General features: G+C 62.0%; 16 protein-coding genes. 10 read left to right on the plus strand and 6 right to left on the minus strand.

Going from position 1 to position 16,213, the window contains the following annotated elements; translation table 11 throughout:
* Positions 1 to 4: 4 nt before the first annotated feature.
* From V7756_RS00935 to V7756_RS00955, 5 genes are all read left to right on the plus strand, one after another.
* Complete coding sequence (locus V7756_RS00935) at positions 5 to 601, plus strand: aminodeoxychorismate/anthranilate synthase component II (RefSeq protein ID WP_335608287.1); 597 nt, start codon at positions 5 to 7, stop codon at positions 599 to 601.
* 20 nt (positions 602 to 621) lie between these two features.
* Positions 622 to 1,668 carry an anthranilate phosphoribosyltransferase gene (trpD, locus tag V7756_RS00940; RefSeq protein ID WP_335608288.1) on the plus strand — a complete coding sequence of 349 codons (1,047 nt, stop codon included), beginning with the start codon at positions 622 to 624 and terminating at the stop codon, positions 1,666 to 1,668.
* On the plus strand, positions 1,665 to 2,459 hold the full coding sequence (gene trpC, locus V7756_RS00945) for an indole-3-glycerol phosphate synthase TrpC (protein WP_335608289.1): 795 nt from the start codon (positions 1,665 to 1,667) through the stop codon (positions 2,457 to 2,459). Before trpD ends, trpC begins: the two co-directional genes overlap by 4 nt.
* A gap of 166 nt (positions 2,460 to 2,625) precedes the next feature.
* On the plus strand, positions 2,626 to 3,195 hold the full coding sequence (locus tag V7756_RS00950; RefSeq protein WP_335608290.1) for a cytochrome b: 570 nt from the start codon (positions 2,626 to 2,628) through the stop codon (positions 3,193 to 3,195).
* Between the two features lies 1 nt (position 3,196).
* The gene (locus V7756_RS00955) at positions 3,197 to 3,772 is read left to right on the plus strand and encodes a YceI family protein (protein WP_335608291.1); all 576 of its coding nucleotides are present in this window, start codon (positions 3,197 to 3,199) and stop codon (positions 3,770 to 3,772) included.
* A 109-nt stretch (positions 3,773 to 3,881) separates the two neighbouring features.
* Here V7756_RS00955 and V7756_RS00960 read toward each other — a convergent pair whose 3' ends face one another.
* Positions 3,882 to 4,796: a LysR family transcriptional regulator gene (locus tag V7756_RS00960; protein WP_335608292.1), complete on the minus strand. Its 915-nt coding sequence runs from the start codon at positions 4,794 to 4,796 to the stop codon at positions 3,882 to 3,884.
* A 236-nt stretch (positions 4,797 to 5,032) separates the two neighbouring features.
* Between V7756_RS00960 and V7756_RS00965 the strand changes: the two genes are divergently transcribed.
* Together V7756_RS00965 and V7756_RS00970 are read left to right on the plus strand one after the other, a co-directional pair.
* Entirely contained in the window at positions 5,033 to 6,217 is a 1,185-nt protein-coding gene (locus V7756_RS00965; RefSeq protein ID WP_335608293.1) for an acyl-CoA dehydrogenase, read from the plus strand.
* 187 nt (positions 6,218 to 6,404) lie between these two features.
* Positions 6,405 to 7,595, plus strand: a complete 1,191-nt coding sequence (locus V7756_RS00970) for a CaiB/BaiF CoA transferase family protein (RefSeq protein ID WP_335608294.1) — start codon at positions 6,405 to 6,407, stop codon at positions 7,593 to 7,595.
* A 25-nt stretch (positions 7,596 to 7,620) separates the two neighbouring features.
* On the opposite strand, the gene V7756_RS00975 is transcribed toward V7756_RS00970, so the two are convergent.
* Positions 7,621 to 8,397, minus strand: coding sequence for a GntR family transcriptional regulator (locus tag V7756_RS00975; protein ID WP_335608295.1), 777 nt, complete (start codon positions 8,395 to 8,397; stop codon positions 7,621 to 7,623).
* 214 nt (positions 8,398 to 8,611) lie between these two features.
* Here V7756_RS00975 and V7756_RS00980 point away from each other — a divergent pair, with 214 nt between their 5' ends.
* The 3 genes from V7756_RS00980 (at position 8,612) to dld (ending at position 13,243) form a co-directional block, all read left to right on the plus strand.
* Positions 8,612 to 10,306, plus strand: a complete 1,695-nt coding sequence (locus tag V7756_RS00980) for an L-lactate permease (RefSeq protein ID WP_335608296.1) — start codon at positions 8,612 to 8,614, stop codon at positions 10,304 to 10,306.
* Positions 10,307 to 10,373: 67 nt separating this feature from the next.
* A complete protein-coding gene (gene lldD / locus V7756_RS00985; protein WP_335608297.1) occupies positions 10,374 to 11,513 on the plus strand; it encodes an FMN-dependent L-lactate dehydrogenase LldD in 1,140 nt (379 codons plus the stop codon).
* Positions 11,510 to 13,243 (plus strand): D-lactate dehydrogenase, encoded by a 1,734-nt coding sequence (gene dld / locus V7756_RS00990; RefSeq protein WP_335608298.1) that lies wholly within the window; start codon positions 11,510 to 11,512, stop codon positions 13,241 to 13,243. Before lldD ends, dld begins: the two co-directional genes overlap by 4 nt.
* A gap of 54 nt (positions 13,244 to 13,297) precedes the next feature.
* Here the strand turns inward: dld and V7756_RS00995 are convergent, their stop codons facing one another.
* From V7756_RS00995 to V7756_RS01010, 4 genes are read right to left on the minus strand one after another with little or no spacing between them, the layout of a single operon-like run.
* Complete coding sequence (locus V7756_RS00995; RefSeq protein WP_335608299.1) at positions 13,298 to 13,960, minus strand: lysophospholipid acyltransferase family protein; 663 nt, start codon at positions 13,958 to 13,960, stop codon at positions 13,298 to 13,300.
* A gap of 7 nt (positions 13,961 to 13,967) precedes the next feature.
* A complete protein-coding gene (locus tag V7756_RS01000) occupies positions 13,968 to 14,924 on the minus strand; it encodes a phosphatidate cytidylyltransferase (protein WP_335608300.1) in 957 nt (318 codons plus the stop codon).
* 1 nt (position 14,925) lies between these two features.
* Complete coding sequence (locus V7756_RS01005; RefSeq protein ID WP_335608301.1) at positions 14,926 to 15,588, minus strand: CDP-alcohol phosphatidyltransferase family protein; 663 nt, start codon at positions 15,586 to 15,588, stop codon at positions 14,926 to 14,928.
* A complete protein-coding gene (locus V7756_RS01010; protein ID WP_335608302.1) occupies positions 15,581 to 15,997 on the minus strand; it encodes a hypothetical protein in 417 nt (138 codons plus the stop codon). The genes V7756_RS01005 and V7756_RS01010 overlap by 8 nt, the downstream gene beginning before the upstream one ends.
* Positions 15,998 to 16,213 lie beyond the last annotated feature (216 nt).

A 16,213-nucleotide genomic window follows, 5' to 3' on the forward strand; every position in this document is an offset into this window, starting at 1 on the left:
AAGCATGCTGTTAATGATCGATAATTACGACTCCTTTACCTACAACGTGGTGCAGTACCTGGGCGAGCTCGGTGCCGAGGTCAAGGTGATCCGCAATGATGAGCTGACGGTTGCCGAGATTGCAGCACTGGCCCCGGAGCGCATTGTGGTCTCACCCGGCCCCTGCACGCCCAACGAGGCGGGCGTTTCTGTCGCAGTGCTCAAGCACTTTGCCGGCAAGCTGCCGATTCTGGGCATCTGCCTGGGGCACCAGAGCATCGGCCAGGCTTTTGGCGGTGATGTGGTGCGTGCACGTCAAGTCATGCACGGCAAGACCAGCCCGGTCTACCATGAAGGTCTGGGCGTATTTGCCGGGCTGAACAACCCCCTGACGGTCACCCGCTACCATTCGCTGGTGATCAGCCGTGAGACGCTGCCCGATTGCCTGGAGCTCACCGCCTGGACTCAGGACGAGCAGGGCAATGTAGATGAGATCATGGGCGTGCGTCACCGCGAGTTCATGATTGAGGGCGTACAGTTCCACCCCGAGTCGATTCTGTCGGATCAGGGTCACGAACTACTGGATAATTTTCTCAGGCAGCAAGGTGGCCTGCGCGGCTGATGCGGAGCAAAGGAGAGTCTATGGACATCAAGACAGCCCTCACCAAGGCGGTAGATCAGCTCGATCTGAGTACCGAAGAAATGCAGGACGTGATGCGCCAGATCATGACCGGCCAGTGCACCGATGCGCAGGTTGGCGGTTTTCTGGTCGCCCTGCGCATGAAAAGCGAAACCCTGGATGAAATCACCGGCGCGGCCATGGTCATGCGCGAGCTGGCTGCGGGCGTCAACATCAATGCCGAACGTCTGGTCGACACCTGCGGCACTGGCGGCGACGGCGCCAACATCTTCAACGTATCCACCGCAGCTGCCCTGGTTGTGGCTGCTGCTGGCGGCAAGGTGGCCAAGCACGGCAACCGCGCGGTATCGGGCAAGAGTGGCAGTGCCGATCTGCTGGAAGCGGCCGGCGTGAATCTGGATCTGACGCCTGAACAGGTCGCCCGCTGTGTCGAGACGGTGGGGGTGGGCTTCATGTTTGCCCCGGCGCACCACGGCGCGATGAAGCACGCCATAGGCCCACGGCGGGAACTCGGACTGCGCACCATTTTCAATATGTTGGGGCCGATGACCAACCCGGCCGGCGTCAAGCATCAGGTGATTGGCGTATTTACCGAAACCCTGTGCCGGCCGATTGCAGAAGTGCTCAAGCGTCTGGGTAGCGAGCACGTCCTGGTGGTGCATTCGAAGGACGGGCTGGATGAGCTGAGCCTGGCCTCCACCAGCCATATTGCCGAACTCAAGGATGGCGAAGTGCGCGAGTACGATGTCAGTCCGGAAGAGCTGGGTATCAAGAGTCGCAGCCTGATTGGCCTCACCGTCGAGGACCCGCAAGCCTCGCTGGCGCTGATTCGCGACGCCCTGGGCAAACGTACCACCGAAGCGGGCGAGAAGGCGGCCGATATCATCATTCTCAATGCCGGCGCCGCGCTCTACGCGGCAGATCACGCCACCTCGCTGCAGGAGGGCGTCAAGCTGGCCTCCGATGCGCTCTACTCCGGGCTCGCCCGGGAAAAACTAAACGAGCTGATCGCCTTTACCGAGGTGTTCAGAGAGGAGGCTGCGCAATGACGGTGCCAACCATTTTGCAGAACATCGTCGCGCGCAAGCACGAGGAAGTGGCCGAACGCAGCGCGCGGGTTTCCCTGCAGGAGCTTGAGGCACTGGCTGCCGCGGCCTCGGCTACACGCGGCTTTGCTGCGGCAATACAGAGCCGAGCGGCTGCCCGCAAGCCAGCGGTGATCGCCGAGATCAAGAAGGCCTCGCCAAGCAAGGGCGTGCTGCGCGAGAACTTTGATCCGGCAGCCATTGCGCAAAGCTACGAGCAGGGCGGCGCTGCCTGCCTCTCGGTGCTGACCGATGTCGATTTCTTCCAGGGCCACGACGATTACCTGCAGCTGGCCCGCAACGCCTGCTCGCTGCCGGTCATTCGCAAGGATTTCATGGTTGATCCCTATCAAGTGGTGGAAGCTCGTGCGCTGGGCGCCGACTGTATTCTGCTGATCGCCGCCTGCCTGGACGATGCGCAACTGAACGAGTTGGCTAGCACGGCCAAGCAGAACGGGCTCGACGTGCTGATAGAAGTGCACGACGCGGCCGAGCTGGAGCGGGGGCTGAAGCTGGATACACCGCTGATCGGCATCAACAACCGCAATCTGCATACCTTTGAGTTAACCCTGGATACCACGCTGGAGCTATTGCCGCAGATTCCACGCGGCAAGACCCTGGTCACCGAAAGCGGCATCTTGCATCGTACCGATGTGGAGCTGATGCTCGCTCACGAAATCTACGGGTTTCTGGTGGGTGAAGCCTTCATGCGCGCCAGTGATCCGGGGCACGAGCTCAAGCGTTTGTTCTTCTGAGCCCGGTTCGGTAGATAAAGGCGGGTTTGCAAGCCTCTCATGCGCCGCATAGGGAGGCTTTTTTGTAACTGAAACATATGGAAACCTGATGTATTAGAACCAAATATTGCGCTTATAGTCAGTTAACTTCGATGGGATTATGTGCCCACAGTATTCGGAGCCACTCATGCCCCTGCGTAATACCGCCCAGCGTTACGGAACCCTCAGCGTCTGCCTGCATTGGCTGATGGCGCTGGCTGTGTTCGGACTGATTGCCTTGGGTTTGTGGATGACTGATCTAACCTATTACAGCCCCTACTACACCAGCGCGCCGTTTTGGCACAAGAGTATTGGTCTGCTGCTGGCGGCATTGCTGCTGGTGCGCCTGGGGTGGCGGCTGATCAATCGCAAACCAGAGGCAATCCCCGGCCACAAGCCATGGGAAATTGCTCTGTCGGCGCTGGTGCACCTGCTGTTGTATCTGTTGCTGGCTATTATCGTGATTAGCGGTTACCTGATATCCACCGCCAAGGGGCAGGGCATCAGCCTGTTTGGCTGGTTCGAGGTGCCGGCGTTGGTAACCGGGCTGCCGCAACAGGCAGATCGTGCTGGCGCCGTGCATTACTGGGTAGCCATGGGCGTGCTTGGGCTGGTGGCCTTGCATGCGCTGGGCGCAATCAAGCACCACCTGCTGGATCGTGACGACACACTGCGCCGCATGCTGGGCATGCGGCTGAAAAACACCAAGGAGAGTTAGCATGAAAAAGACAGTTGCAGGGTTGGCACTGAGCGGTTTGATGGCTCTTTCGGGCTCAGTTTACGCGGCGGATTATGTAATCGATCAGGAGGGACAGCACGCCTCAATCAATTTCAAGATCAGCCACCTGGGTTACAGTTGGATCTACGGTCGCTTCAACGATTTCAGCGGCAACTTCAGCTGGGATGCCGACAAGCCCGAAGCCAGTGCGGTGAAGGTGAGCATCGATACCACCAGTGTCGATTCCAATCACGCCGAGCGTGACAAGCACCTGCGCAGCGACGACTTCCTCAACGTGGCGGAGCATCCTACTGCGACCTTCGAGTCGACCAAGGTGGAAATGACCGGTGACGACACGGCCAATATTACCGGCAACCTGACCCTCAACGGCGTGACCAAGCCCGTGGTGCTGGACGCCAAGTTCATTGGTGAGGGCGAAGATCCCTGGGGCGGCTATCGTGCCGGTTTCTCCGGAACCACCACGCTGACGCTGAAGGACTTCGACATCTCCATGGATCTGGGGCCGGCGTCGCAGGATGTCGAGCTGATCATCAGTGTCGAGGGTGTGCGCCAGTAAGGCTGGTGAAGTGATTTCAAGTTGTGCTCGGGGCCTCTTCGGAGGCCCTTTTTTTGCTCACAATTCACGACTTGCGGAGGCAGCACCAGCGGGAGGGAAAGGGAATGGCTCAGTGGCTGGCGCCCTCAGGGTTCAGGCGATAGCGCTCGGCTTCAGTTACCAGCCAGTCCCTGAATGCGAGCAGGGCGGCCGACTCCGCTTTGCGTTCGGGAATCACCAGAAAGTAGCTGTTGTTACTGTCAAAGCTGCGCGCGCAAGGGCTGATCAGGCGGCCGTCGGCCAGCTCCTGACGGATCAGGAAGGGCGGGATCAGCGCCACCCCCAAGCCATGCATGGCGGCCTGCGCGAGCATCGAGAACAATTCCAGCCGGGTGCCGTTGAGGTCGTGCTCAACGCGCATATCCACCGCCGCAAACCATTGCCGCCAGGCGTAGGGCCGGGTGGTTTGCTGCAGCAGCGGCAGGTTGGCGATCTGCTCGGGGCTGAGTTGTAGTTGCGGCGCGATCAGCGCGGGGCTGCACACGGGGATGGGCGACTCCTTCATCAGAAAGTCGGTCTGGGTACCCGACCAGTCGCCGTCGCCAAAATAGATGGCGGCGTCAAACTCGGTATCGGCAAACAGGAAGGGCCGCGTGCGGTTGGTCAGGTTGACGGTGATCTGCGGGTGCTGGCGCAAGAACTCGCCCAGACGCGGCAGCAGCCACTGGGTGCCAAAGGTCGGCACCAGTGCCAGCTCCAGGGTCGCGGTGCCCTGATTACCCATGACCGATAATGTATCGCGCTCCACTGCATCCAGCCGGCTGGCAATACGCCGACTATAGGTCTGCCCGGCATCCGTCAGCTTGACGCCACGCCGGGTGCGGCGAAACAGCTGAATATCGAGAAACTCCTCGAGATTGGCAATCTGCCGACAAACCGCGCTTTGCGTCAGTGACAGCTCCTCGGCGGCTTTGGTAAAGCTTTCATGCCGGGCCGAGGATTCGAAACAGATCAGGGCCTGGGTAGGGGGAATTTTGCGGCGCACGAAGGCTCCTTCGGAGCAGCTATAAGCTATAAGTTTAAAGCTGCAAGCATGTGTGGGCGCCGCAGGCTAGCTTGTGGTTTGCTGCTTGTAGCCTGCAGCTGGGTTTTGGAGTTCCAATTTAGCACAGATGTCTGCGCAAAAGACGCTTGTTAGCCTATTCCCCTGTGCGTACAGTTATCGCCATTAAAGGGCCCCGCAGGGGGCATTGTTCCTACACCTTGAATATCGGAGTGCTCATGGCCGCATCCAAAGCAAGTTTCAACTGGGAAGATCCGTTGTTGCTGGACCAGCAACTGACCGAAGAAGAACGCATGGTGCGCGACAGTGCGCGCCAGTACTGCCAGAACAAGCTGATGCCGCGTGTGCTCAACTCCTTCCGCAACGAGCAGACCGATGTCGAGATCTTCCGTGAGATGGGTGAGCTGGGCCTGCTGGGCGCAACCATTCCCGAGCAGTACGGCGGCAGCGGCTTGAACTACGTCTGCTACGGCCTGATTGCCCGCGAAGTGGAGCGGGTGGATTCCGGCTACCGCTCGATGATGAGCGTGCAGTCATCGCTGGTGATGGTGCCGATCAACGAATTCGGCAGCGAAGAGCAGAAGCAGAAATACCTGCCCAAGCTGGCATCTGGTGAGCACATCGGCTGCTTTGGTCTGACCGAACCCAACCACGGCTCCGATCCGGGTTCCATGGTCACCCGCGCGCGCACCACCGAGGGCGGTTATCTGCTCAAGGGTGCCAAGATGTGGATCACCAACAGCCCCATCGCCGATGTGTTTGTAGTCTGGGCCAAGACCGATGACGACGTGATTCGCGGCTTTATTCTGGAGAAAGGCTGGAAAGGCCTGAGCGCCCCGGCGATCAAGGGCAAGGTTGGCCTGCGTACCTCCATCACCGGTGAAATCGTGATGGAAGATGTATTCGTTCCGGAAGAAAACATGCTGCCGCACGTGACTGGCCTCAAAGGCCCCTTCACCTGCCTGAACTCGGCCCGTTACGGCATCTCCTGGGGTGCGCTCGGCGCCGCCGAATTCTGCTGGCACACCGCGCGGCAGTACACCATGGACCGCATGCAGTTCGGTCGCCCGCTGGCCCAGACTCAGCTGGTGCAGAAGAAGTTGGCCGACATGCAGACCGAAATCACCCTGGCGCTGCAAGGCTGCCTGCGTCTGGGACGCATGAAGGATGAAGGTACCGCTGCGGTGGAAATCACCTCCATCATGAAGCGCAATTCCTGCGGCAAATCGCTGGATATTGCCCGCGTAGCCCGCGACATGCTCGGCGGCAACGGCATCTCCGACGAATACGGCGTGATCCGTCACGTGGTCAACCTGGAAGTGGTCAACACCTACGAAGGTACCCACGACGTGCACGCGCTGATTCTCGGCCGCGCGCAGACGGGCTTGCAGGCGTTTTTCTAACGCCGGCAAGCAGCTTCAAGTTGCAAGCCACAAGCGGCAAGCCGGGCCTCGCGGGTTCTGGTTTGTCGCCCTGGTATTGGCTGCCGCTTGCTCAGCCTTAAGCCGCTTCGAGAGTAGCTCTCGTCTAACTTCCTTAAACCTGCACGGCCAGCTTGCTGCTTGAAGCTTGCCGCTTGGAGCTAACCCCATGAGCGCCCTGTCTGGTTTGCGCGTCCTTGACCTGTCCCGCGTGCTCGCCGGCCCCTGGGCCGGGCAGATGCTGGCGGATCTGGGGGCGGATGTGGTCAAGGTGGAGCGGCCGGGAGTAGGGGATGATACCCGCGCCTGGGGGCCGCCTTACCTGCGCGATGCCGAGGGGCGGGACACCTCCGAGGCGGCCTATTTCCTCTCGGCCAACCGCAACAAGCGCTCGGTCACTATCGACTTCACCCTGCCCGAAGGCCAGCAACAGGTGCGCGAGCTGGTGGCCAGGGCAGATGTGCTGATCGAGAACTTCAAGGTCGGCGGGTTGGCCGCCTACGGGCTGGATTACGCCAGCCTGCGGCAACTCAACCCAAGGTTGATCTACTGCTCGGTAACCGGCTTCGGGCAGGATGGCCCTTACGCCAAGCGTGCCGGCTACGACTTCATGATTCAGGCCATGGGTGGCCTGATGAGCATCACCGGCCGGGCTGAGAATGAAGAAGGTGCCGGCCCGGTCAAGGCGGGTGTGGCGCTCACCGACATTCTCACCGGTCTTTATGCCAGCAACGCCATTCTGGCGGCGCTGAATGAGCGTGAGCGCAGCGGCCTGGGGCAGCATATCGACCTGGCCCTGCTGGATGTGCAGGTGGCTTGTCTGGGCAACCAGGCGCTCAACTACCTGACCACCGGCAAGCCGCCACAGCGCCTGGGCAACGCCCATCCCAACATTGTGCCTTACCAGGACTTCCCGACGGCCGATGGCGACTTTATTCTCACCGTCGGCAACGACGGTCAGTTTCGTCGTTTCTGCGAGGTGGCCGGCCACCCTGAATGGGCCAGCGATGCGCGCTTTGCCAGCAACGCCCAGCGGGTCGCCAACCGCGAGCTGTTGATTCCGCTGATTCGTCAGGCCACGGTGTTTCGTACCACTGCGCAATGGATCGCCGAGCTGGAGCAGGCCGGTGTGCCCTGCGGGCCGATCAATGATCTGGCGCAAGTGTTTGATGATGCGCAGATCAAGGCGCGTGGGGTGGAAATCAGCCTGCCGCACACGCTGGCCGGGGAGGTGAAACTGGTGGCCAACCCCATTCGCCTGTCGCGTACGCCAGTGGAATATCGCAAGGCGCCGCCGTTACTGGGCGAACATAACGCCGAGGTGCTGGCCGATTGGCTGGGCGAGCAGCCGACGGAGTAGGCGCGGCAGTCCTGTCGGTCGGCTTCTAGCGATTTTGCGGCTTGTCGCGGCGCTGCGCGCGCGCCAGGCGCAGGCTTTCTTCGTGACTCTGCGCCAAAACCCCCTGAACGTAGGTGATGTGTTCGCTGGCGATGCGTTTTGCATCATCGGCGTGGCCCTGCATGATGGCGTCGAACAGCTGTTGATGCTGCTCCACCAGCATCAGCCGGGCTTCGCTGCGCAGCGCGTACATTCCGCCGATATTGGTCACCACGTTGCGCTTGAGCAGGTCAAACAGGCCGCGAATGGTGTGCAGCAGCACCATGTTGTGGCTGGCCTCGGCAATGGCCAGGTGAAAGCGCGCATCGGCGGCGCCTTCCTCGGCGCGGCTGGCTTTGCTCTCGGGGGCGTAGCAGGCCTGCAGCGACTCGTAGGCGCTCTGCAGGTGCTGGCGATCCAGGTCGGTAGCGCGCAGGGCGGCGTAGTAGGCGCAATCGGCCTCCAGCGTGTGGCGAAACTCCAGCAGATCGCGCTGCGCCTCCGGACGCCCTTCCAGTAGCCCCAGCAGTGGATCACTGAAGCTGGAGCCCAGATTCTCGCTGACGTAATTGCCGCCGCCCTGACGACTGACCAACAATCCGCGCGCGGCCAGTTTTTGCACCGCTTCGCGCAGCGACGGGCGCGATACGCCAAACTGCTCGGCCAGCACACGCTCGGCTGGCAGGCGCTCGCCCGGCTGCAGCGTGCCCTCTAGAATCATGGTTTCCAGCTGCTCAACGATGTTGTCTGCCAGCCTGCGCTGACGTATCTGCCCCACTTCCATCTGCGTTCCTTTTGGTCTTACCAATTGTGGAATTGTGGCCATCCCTGGCCGCATCTGCAACCCGCCGATAGATCAGCGTATACCAAAGTCTAGTCCCCCGGGTTTGACAGCAGGCCACGGCTTTCATAATCTGACTGCCCTGAATTGTAAATTGGTATTACCAATTGGCGCAAACCGCGACAAACAACAACTAGAACCACCACAGGAGCGCTCCATGTCATCCGGATTTCTGGCCTTGCTGGCCTTCACTCCCATACTGCTGGCCGGCATTCTGCTGATCGGCTTGCGCTGGCCCGCACGCCGCGCCATGCCACTGGTTTACCTGGTCAGCGCGGCCATCGCCCTGTTCGGCTGGGACATGAGCGTCAACCGGGTGCTGGCCTCCACCCTGCAGGGGTTGGTCGTCACCCTGGGATTGTTGTGGATCATCTTCGGCGCCATTTTGCTGCTCAATACGCTCAAGCATTCCGGCGGTATCACCGCGATTCGCGCCGGCTTTACCACCATCAGCCCGGATCGGCGCATCCAGGCCATCATCATTGCCTGGCTGTTCGGCTGCTTTATCGAAGGTGCCTCCGGCTTTGGCACGCCCGCCGCGATTGCCGCGCCGCTGCTGGTGGCCATCGGCTTTCCGGCGATGGCGGCGGTGCTCATGGGGATGCTGGTGCAAAGTACGCCGGTGTCCTTTGGTGCAGTGGGTACGCCGATCATCGTTGGCGTCAGCACCGGACTGGATCACGTCGCCATCGGCGAGCAACTGGCCGCCAATGGCTCCAGCTGGGAGGCGTACCTGCAGCTGATCACCAGCCAGGTGGCGGTCATTCACGCACTGGTCGGCAGTGTGATGCCGCTGGTCATGGTGATCATGCTGGTGCGCTTCTTCGGCAAGGACAGGAGCTGGCGTGCGGTGTTCGAGGTCTTGCCCTTTGCGCTCTTTGCCGGCGTTTCGGTGACCATCCCCTACATGCTCACCGGCATGCTGCTGGGCCCCGAGTTCCCGGCGCTGATGGGTGGCCTGGTGGGGCTGGCCGTGGTGACCACCGCCGCACGCTTCGGCTTTCTGGTCCCCAAAACCACTTGGGATTTTGCTCCGCGCGCAGAGTGGCCAGCAGCGTGGATGGGCAGCATCGAGATGAAGCTCGAAGAGCTGACTGCGCGCCCGATGGGCAGCTTACGCGCCTGGCTGCCTTACCTGCTGGTAGGTCTGCTGCTGGTGATCAGCCGGGTATTCCCCCCGGTGACCGCTGCTTTCAAATCGGTTGCCGTCAACTTCAACGATCTGCTGGGTGAAACCGGCGTAAGCGCGGGGATCCAGCCACTGTACCTGCCGGGCGGTATTCTGGTGATGGTGGTACTGGCGACTTTCTTCCTGCACCGCATGCAGCTGCGCGATCTGGGCAAGGCGATGAAGGAATCCGGCGGCGTGCTGCTGAGCGCCGGGTTCGTACTGCTGTTCACCGTGCCCATGGTGCGCATTCTGATCAATTCCGGGGTCAACGCCGCCGACCTGCCGAGCATGCCTATCGTGATGGCGCGTTACGTGGCCGACAGCGTTGGCAGTATTTATCCCCTGTTTGCTCCGGCCATCGGCGCGCTGGGCGCCTTCCTGGCTGGCTCCAATACCGTGTCCAACATGATGTTCAGCCAGTTCCAGTTTGGCGTGGCCAGCAACCTGGGATTGTCGACCGCGCTGATAGTGGCGGCCCAGGCGATTGGCGCGGCAGCCGGTAACATGGTGGCCATTCACAACGTGGTTGCCGCTTCTGCTACCGTCGGCCTGCTGGGCCGCGAAGGTACCACGCTGCGCCGCACTGTATGGCCAACGCTCTACTATGTGCTGATGACCGGCATCATCGCGCTGATTGCCGTGTACTGGCTGGGCGTGAGCGATCCGCTGCAGGTCGGCTGATTGCGCTAGTGACCGGGCTCTGCAATGCGCAGGCCCGGCATCAACAGAACCTTACGGGATATACCTGATGATCATTTCTGCCTCCACCGATTACCGCGCCGCAGCCAAACGCCGCCTGCCGCCGTTCCTGTTCCACTACATCGATGGCGGCGCCTACGCCGAGCACACGCTCAAGCGCAACGTTGCAGACCTGGCCGACATCGCGCTGCGTCAGCGGGTGCTGAACGACATGTCCGAGCTGAACCTGCAGACCCAACTGTTCAATGAAACCCTGGCCATGCCGGTAGCGCTGGCGCCGGTCGGGCTGACCGGCATGTATGCGCGGCGCGGGGAGGTGCAGGCAGCGCGCGCCGCAGACGCCAAGGGCATTCCCTTTACCTTGTCGACCGTCTCGGTTTGCCCTATCGAAGAGGTGGCCCCGGCGATCAGCCGGCCCATGTGGTTTCAGCTCTATGTGCTGAAGGATCGCGGTTTCATGAAGAACGCGCTGGAGCGCGCCAGGGCTGCCGGGGTGACCACCCTGGTATTTACCGTCGATATGCCGGTGCCGGGCGCGCGCTACCGCGATGCGCATTCGGGCATGAGCGGCCCCAATGCTGCGGTGCGGCGCATGCTGCAAGCGGCAACTCACCCGCGTTGGGCGCTGGACGTGGGCCTGCTCGGCAAGCCGCACGACCTGGGCAACATCTCGACCTACCGCGGCAACCCGACCGGCCTTGCCGATTACATCGGCTGGCTGGGCGCCAATTTCGACCCCTCCATCAGTTGGCAGGACCTGGAGTGGATCCGCGAATTCTGGGACGGCCCCATGGTGATCAAGGGCATTCTCGATGCCGACGACGCGCGCGACGCCGTCAGCTTTGGCGCCGACGGTATTGTCGTCTCCAACCACGGCGGCCGTCAGCTCGACGGCGTGCTCTCTACCGCCCGCGCGCTGCCGGCGATTGCCGACGCGGTAAAGGGGCAGATCAAAATTTTCGCCGATTCAGGTGTGCGCACCGGGCTTGATGTGGTGCGCATGCTGGCGCTGGGCGCCGACTGCGCCATGCTCGGCCGTGCTTTCATCTACGCCCTGGCGGCCGACGGTGAAGCCGGCGTGAGCAACCTGCTTGAGCTGATCGAGAAGGAAATGCGCGTGGCCATGGTGCTGACCGGGGCCAAATCCATCGCCGATATTACCTCCGAGATGCTGGTGCGCGAGCTATGAATACTGCCGGGAACCGCGAACGCGGCCAACTGCTGGAAAGCTTTCGTGCATTGGTCGGTCGGCGTCATGTGCTGACCGGCGAGCAACAGACGCGGCGCTTTCGCAAGGGTCATCGCACCGGCGAAGGACAGGTGCTGGCGGTAGTGCAACCGGGCACGCTGCTGGAGCAGTGGCAGGTATTGCAGGCGGCGGTGGCGGCCGATTGCATCGTTATCATGCAGGCCGCCAACACGGGGCTGACCGGCGGCTCCACACCGGATGGCGACAATTATGATCGCGACATAGTGCTGATCAGCACCCGGCGGCTGGATGGCGTGCAGCTGGTCAACCAGGGCGAGCAGGTAGTCTGTTTGCCCGGCGCCACCCTGGACCGGCTGGAACGCGAACTGGCCCCGCTGGGCCGCGAGCCGCACTCGGTCATCGGCTCCTCCTGCATCGGCGCCTCGGTGCTCGGCGGCGTGTGCAACAACTCCGGCGGCGCCCTGGTACGCCGTGGCCCGGCTTATACCGAGCTGGCGCTCTATGCCCAGATGCAGGCCGACGGTAGCCTGGCCCTGGTCAACCATCTGGGTATCGAGCTGGGCGACAGCCCGGAAGAAATACTGACGCGTCTGCAAAACGGTGACTACAGCCCGGCCGCTGTACGCAACGAAGCCGCCAACGCCTCCGATGGCGGCTACGCCAACCATGTGCGCGATGTGGATGCCGACACGCCCGCGCGCTTCAACGCTGACCCCTCACGGCTGTTTGAAGCCTCGGGCTCGGCCGGCAAGCTGTGCCTGTTTGCCGTGCGCCTGGATACCTTCGTCAAGGAAGCCAGCACGGTGTTCTACATCGGCAGCAACGACCCCCAGAACCTGACCGAGCTGCGCCGCCATCTGCTGACCAGCTTGCCCAGCCTGCCGATTGCCGGGGAGTACATCCACCGCACCGCCTTCGACATTGGCGAGCGCTACGGCAAGGATACCTATCTGATCATCGACCGTTTCGGCACCGCCAAGGTGCCCGCCGCCTTTGCGCTCAAGAGCCGTGTTGATGGGCTGTTCGAGCGCATTGGCCTGCGTGGCGTAAGCGATCGCATCATCCAGAAAGCCATGGACCTGCTGCCCAGCCACTTGCCCGCCCGCATGCGCGAGTACCGCGACCGCTTTGAGCATCACCTGCTGCTGCGCGTCGACAACGACACTGCCGAGCAGACCCGCGAGCACCTCAACCGCTTTTTCGCCGGACGCGACAGCGGCAGCTTCTTTGAGTGTGATGAAGACGAAGGCCGCCGCGCCTTCCTGCACCGCTTCGCCGTCGCCGGCGCCGCCATTCGCTACCGCGAAGTGCACCGCAACGAAGTGGAAGACATAGTCGCTCTGGATATCGCCCTGCGCCGTAACGACCGCGACTGGGTAGAAAGCCTGCCGCCCGAGATGGAAAAGGACATGGTGCACAAGCTGTACTACGGGCACTTCTTCTGCCACGTCTTTCATCAGGATTACATCGTACGCAAGGGCGTCGACCCGCTCGCCATGGAGCACCGCATGTGGGCGCTACTGGACGAGCGCCGCGCCGAATATCCGGCCGAGCACAACGTCGGCCACCTTTATGTCGCCAAACCCGCGCTGGCCGGCTTCTACCGCGAACTCGACCCGACCAACAGCTTTAATCCGGGTATTGGCCATACGTCACGGCAGCGGGGCTGGGGTGAGTGTTGTGGTGGGTGTGAGGGGGAAGCTGGCTAAGGCGCAAATCTCTCTCGGCTATGGCTCAAGACCGCATTGGCGGCCTTTAAGCCCTCAATCCTCCCACTGCGCATCCCGTCGGGTAATACAAGCAGCCAACAACTCCTCCAACGACGCCTGCAATTCCTGCATAAACACATTGCTGTCCTCACCCGGCACCAGCGCCTCACCAATCACCACATCGCAGTTGAACGGTACCAGCATGGATTCGCCTTTGGGCAGGGCGCGGCCCAGGCCGTGCATGGCGATGGGGGTGACTGTGGTGCCGGGGTGGCTGCGGGCCAGGTGATAGATGCCCTTGCGTAGCGGTTGCAGCTGCTCGGCTTCGCCGCGGCTGCCCTCGGGGAACAGCAGCAGTATCTCTTCGTTGGCCAGTGCCTGTTGGCAGAGGTCAAACACCTTTTCCTTGTCGACCTGGCCCTGGCGATCCAGCGGGATGATGCCAATCACGTTAAGTGACAACCAACTGGTAAAGCGGTTGCGCAGAAAGTAGTCGGCTGCGGCGACCGGGCGTACGCGGTGCAGTTGGCTAAGTGGGTAGAGCGCCATCAGCACCAGGGTGTCCAGGTGGCTGTTGTGGTTGGCGGCCAGAATCGCCGGGCCGCGTGCGGGCAGACGTTGGGGCGAGTAGATGTTGAGCCCCAGCAGCAGGTAGACCACGGGTTTGACGACCAGTAGAAAAAACAGCCGCTTGGGCAGGCGTTGAAAGAACGGCATGGCGGCCTCAGTAGCTGGTGTAAACGAGGAAGTGGAAGAACAGCGGCGCGGTGTACATCAGGCTGTCGATGCGATCGAGAATACCGCCGTGGCCGGGAATCAACTGGCTGGTGTCCTTGATGCGCAGATCGCGCTTGACCGCCGAGATGGTCAGGTCGCCGATGAAGCCGGCGATGCCGATCAGCAGGCCGGCGGCCAGGCCCTGCCAGAAGCTCAGTGGCGTCAGCCAGGGGGCGAGCAGGCCACCAAGCAGGGTGGTGGTGGCAACGCCACCGAGGAAGCCGGCCCAGGTCTTGTTGGGGCTGATGGTGGGCACAATCTTGCGCTGGCCAAATTTCTTGCCCCAGATGTACTGCGCCACGTCGTTGAATTGGGTCAGGAAGACCAGGTAGAGCACCAGGCCGACGCCGCCGCCCGAGGAATTCTGGTCTGCCGGCAGCATCAGCAGGTAGGCGACATGACTGATGGCGAATACCGTGGTCATGATCGCCCACTGGTAAGAGCCTACCGCGCGGATGAAGCCCTTGGTTTCACCCAGCATCAGCAGGCCGAAGGGGATGAGCAGGAACAGGTAGACCGGAATGAACACGATGAACATGCCGTACCAGTCGCTGGCAATCCAGTAGTACTGCAGCGGTACCATGAGGTATAGCGCGAGGATCAGGCGGCGGTCGCTGATACGCACGGGCAGGATCGAGAAAATCTCGCGCAGCGCGATAAAGCTGAGGATGGCGAAGAAGATCAGCGAGGCGACCTGGCCAATCATCAAGGCGGTAAAGACCACCGCGACCATCACCCACCAGGAGTTGATGCGCTGCTTGAGCTCCAGATGCGCTTCGGGGCTTAAGCGTGAGCGCAGCCGCCATTGGATGATGGACGCAGCGACCAGCATGGCCAGCACTACCAGCATGGCCCCAAGCGCATTGGGGGTGAGATCGAGCATGAAGGGCAGGCCGATATCCATCTCAGTTGGCTCCACGTTGTTGCAGGCGCAGATAGGCGCCAATCAGGCGGCGCAACGCGGTCATTGCGCTGCCCACCACCAGTACGATCAGGCTGATCCAGAGCACCATGCCGTAATGGCCCCAGAATATTTCCAGCGCCGAAACGATCGCCGCCAGGGTCAATAGCGCCATGCGCTGTTGTTTGGCCATGGGGCCGCGAAAGTCCGCGGGCAGGCCAAGCGAAACGCCCAGTACGCGGATGTAGGCGGTCATCACCGCCAGCAGGGCGCCCAGCCAGGCCAGCCACATGGCGCTGGGATAATGCGGCAGGGCAAAGCCGCAGGCAACGATCAGCAGGGGATCGGCAATGCGGTCGGGCACGTCGTTGAACAGCTCGCCGGCCAGCGTCTGCTTGCCGCCTTCCATGGCGACCATGCCGTCGAACAGGTTGCACAGCAGCCGTAGCTGAATCAGCAGCGCAGCAGCAATAAACCACAGGGAGCGTTCACCCCCCAGACTTTGCCCAGCCAATACCAGCGCCGCGCCGCCACCCAGGGCAAAGACCACGCTGAGCACCGAGATCTGGTTTGGCGTCACGCTGCGTCGGCTGAGCCAGGCGGCAAAGCGGCGCATTATCTGCTGATCGCGAATCTTTAGTGGGCGACGGTTACTGAGGTCAGTCATGGGGCGGCTGCTCCGGTGGCATTTGGCTGGTTTCACGCGCCAGCGTAAAGGTGAGATACAGGCAATAGACGAAGGCCAGGCTACTCGGCGGCACAATGGTGGCCCACAGGGCAGGGGTGGCGTTGAGACTATGCACCAGCCATAGCCCGCTGAAGCTGACCGAGACAATGAGAGCCGGGGGCAGGGCGATGCGCAGCCATGTGGGGCCGGGTATTCGATTGAAGAGCGTGGTAGCACAGATGGCCATCAGCAAGGTGATGACGGCGCTGGCGCAGCCCTGCACCAGACCTGCGAGCAATGCCTCGCGCGGCCCCGCAGACCAGTTGGCCAGCAATGCCCAGCCGCCCCAGAGCACAAAGGCGGCCGCGGCGGCCGCCAGTCTGCCTGGCGCCAGTGCTGTGTTCAGCATGACGCGCGCCAGCCCGCTCCAGGGATGAGGAATCCTGCCGGCTCTGCGGCTGGGCTGCGAGATGGTCTGGCTAGCAGAGAGGTGCAGCACCTGCTGCGGTAAGGCAAGGTCATGCCATGACATCCTTGTGCGGTCGGCCAGGTTCGGCGCGGAAGACCTGCCAGCTTAGCGCAGAAACAAAGCCGCGCACGAGCCTGCTTTACGCAGGCTGTGATC

Origin of the sequence: Halopseudomonas sp., assembly GCF_036961105.1 — a bacterium.
Taxonomy (GTDB): Bacteria; Pseudomonadota; Gammaproteobacteria; order Pseudomonadales; family Pseudomonadaceae; genus Halopseudomonas.

Excerpts from the sequence above, each read along its gene's own strand:
- trpD (WP_335608288.1), top strand. The coding sequence starts at position 622 with ATGGACATCAAGACAGCCCTCACCAAGGCGGTAGATCAGCTCGATCTG.
- V7756_RS00965 (WP_335608293.1), top strand. The coding sequence starts at position 5,033 with ATGGCCGCATCCAAAGCAAGTTTCAACTGGGAAGATCCGTTGTTGCTG.
- V7756_RS00995 (WP_335608299.1), bottom strand. The coding sequence starts at position 13,960 with ATGCCGTTCTTTCAACGCCTGCCCAAGCGGCTGTTTTTTCTACTGGTC.
- V7756_RS00975 (WP_335608295.1), bottom strand. The coding sequence starts at position 8,397 with ATGGAAGTGGGGCAGATACGTCAGCGCAGGCTGGCAGACAACATCGTT.
- V7756_RS00935 (WP_335608287.1), top strand. The coding sequence starts at position 5 with ATGCTGTTAATGATCGATAATTACGACTCCTTTACCTACAACGTGGTG.
- V7756_RS01005 (WP_335608301.1), bottom strand. The coding sequence starts at position 15,588 with ATGACTGACCTCAGTAACCGTCGCCCACTAAAGATTCGCGATCAGCAG.
- V7756_RS00980 (WP_335608296.1), top strand. The coding sequence starts at position 8,612 with ATGTCATCCGGATTTCTGGCCTTGCTGGCCTTCACTCCCATACTGCTG.
- V7756_RS01010 (WP_335608302.1), bottom strand. The coding sequence starts at position 15,997 with ATGCTGAACACAGCACTGGCGCCAGGCAGACTGGCGGCCGCCGCGGCC.
- V7756_RS01000 (WP_335608300.1), bottom strand. The coding sequence starts at position 14,924 with ATGGATATCGGCCTGCCCTTCATGCTCGATCTCACCCCCAATGCGCTT.
- lldD (WP_335608297.1), top strand. The coding sequence starts at position 10,374 with ATGATCATTTCTGCCTCCACCGATTACCGCGCCGCAGCCAAACGCCGC.
- V7756_RS00950 (WP_335608290.1), top strand. The coding sequence starts at position 2,626 with ATGCCCCTGCGTAATACCGCCCAGCGTTACGGAACCCTCAGCGTCTGC.
- dld (WP_335608298.1), top strand. The coding sequence starts at position 11,510 with ATGAATACTGCCGGGAACCGCGAACGCGGCCAACTGCTGGAAAGCTTT.
- V7756_RS00970 (WP_335608294.1), top strand. The coding sequence starts at position 6,405 with ATGAGCGCCCTGTCTGGTTTGCGCGTCCTTGACCTGTCCCGCGTGCTC.
- V7756_RS00955 (WP_335608291.1), top strand. The coding sequence starts at position 3,197 with ATGAAAAAGACAGTTGCAGGGTTGGCACTGAGCGGTTTGATGGCTCTT.
- trpC (WP_335608289.1), top strand. The coding sequence starts at position 1,665 with ATGACGGTGCCAACCATTTTGCAGAACATCGTCGCGCGCAAGCACGAG.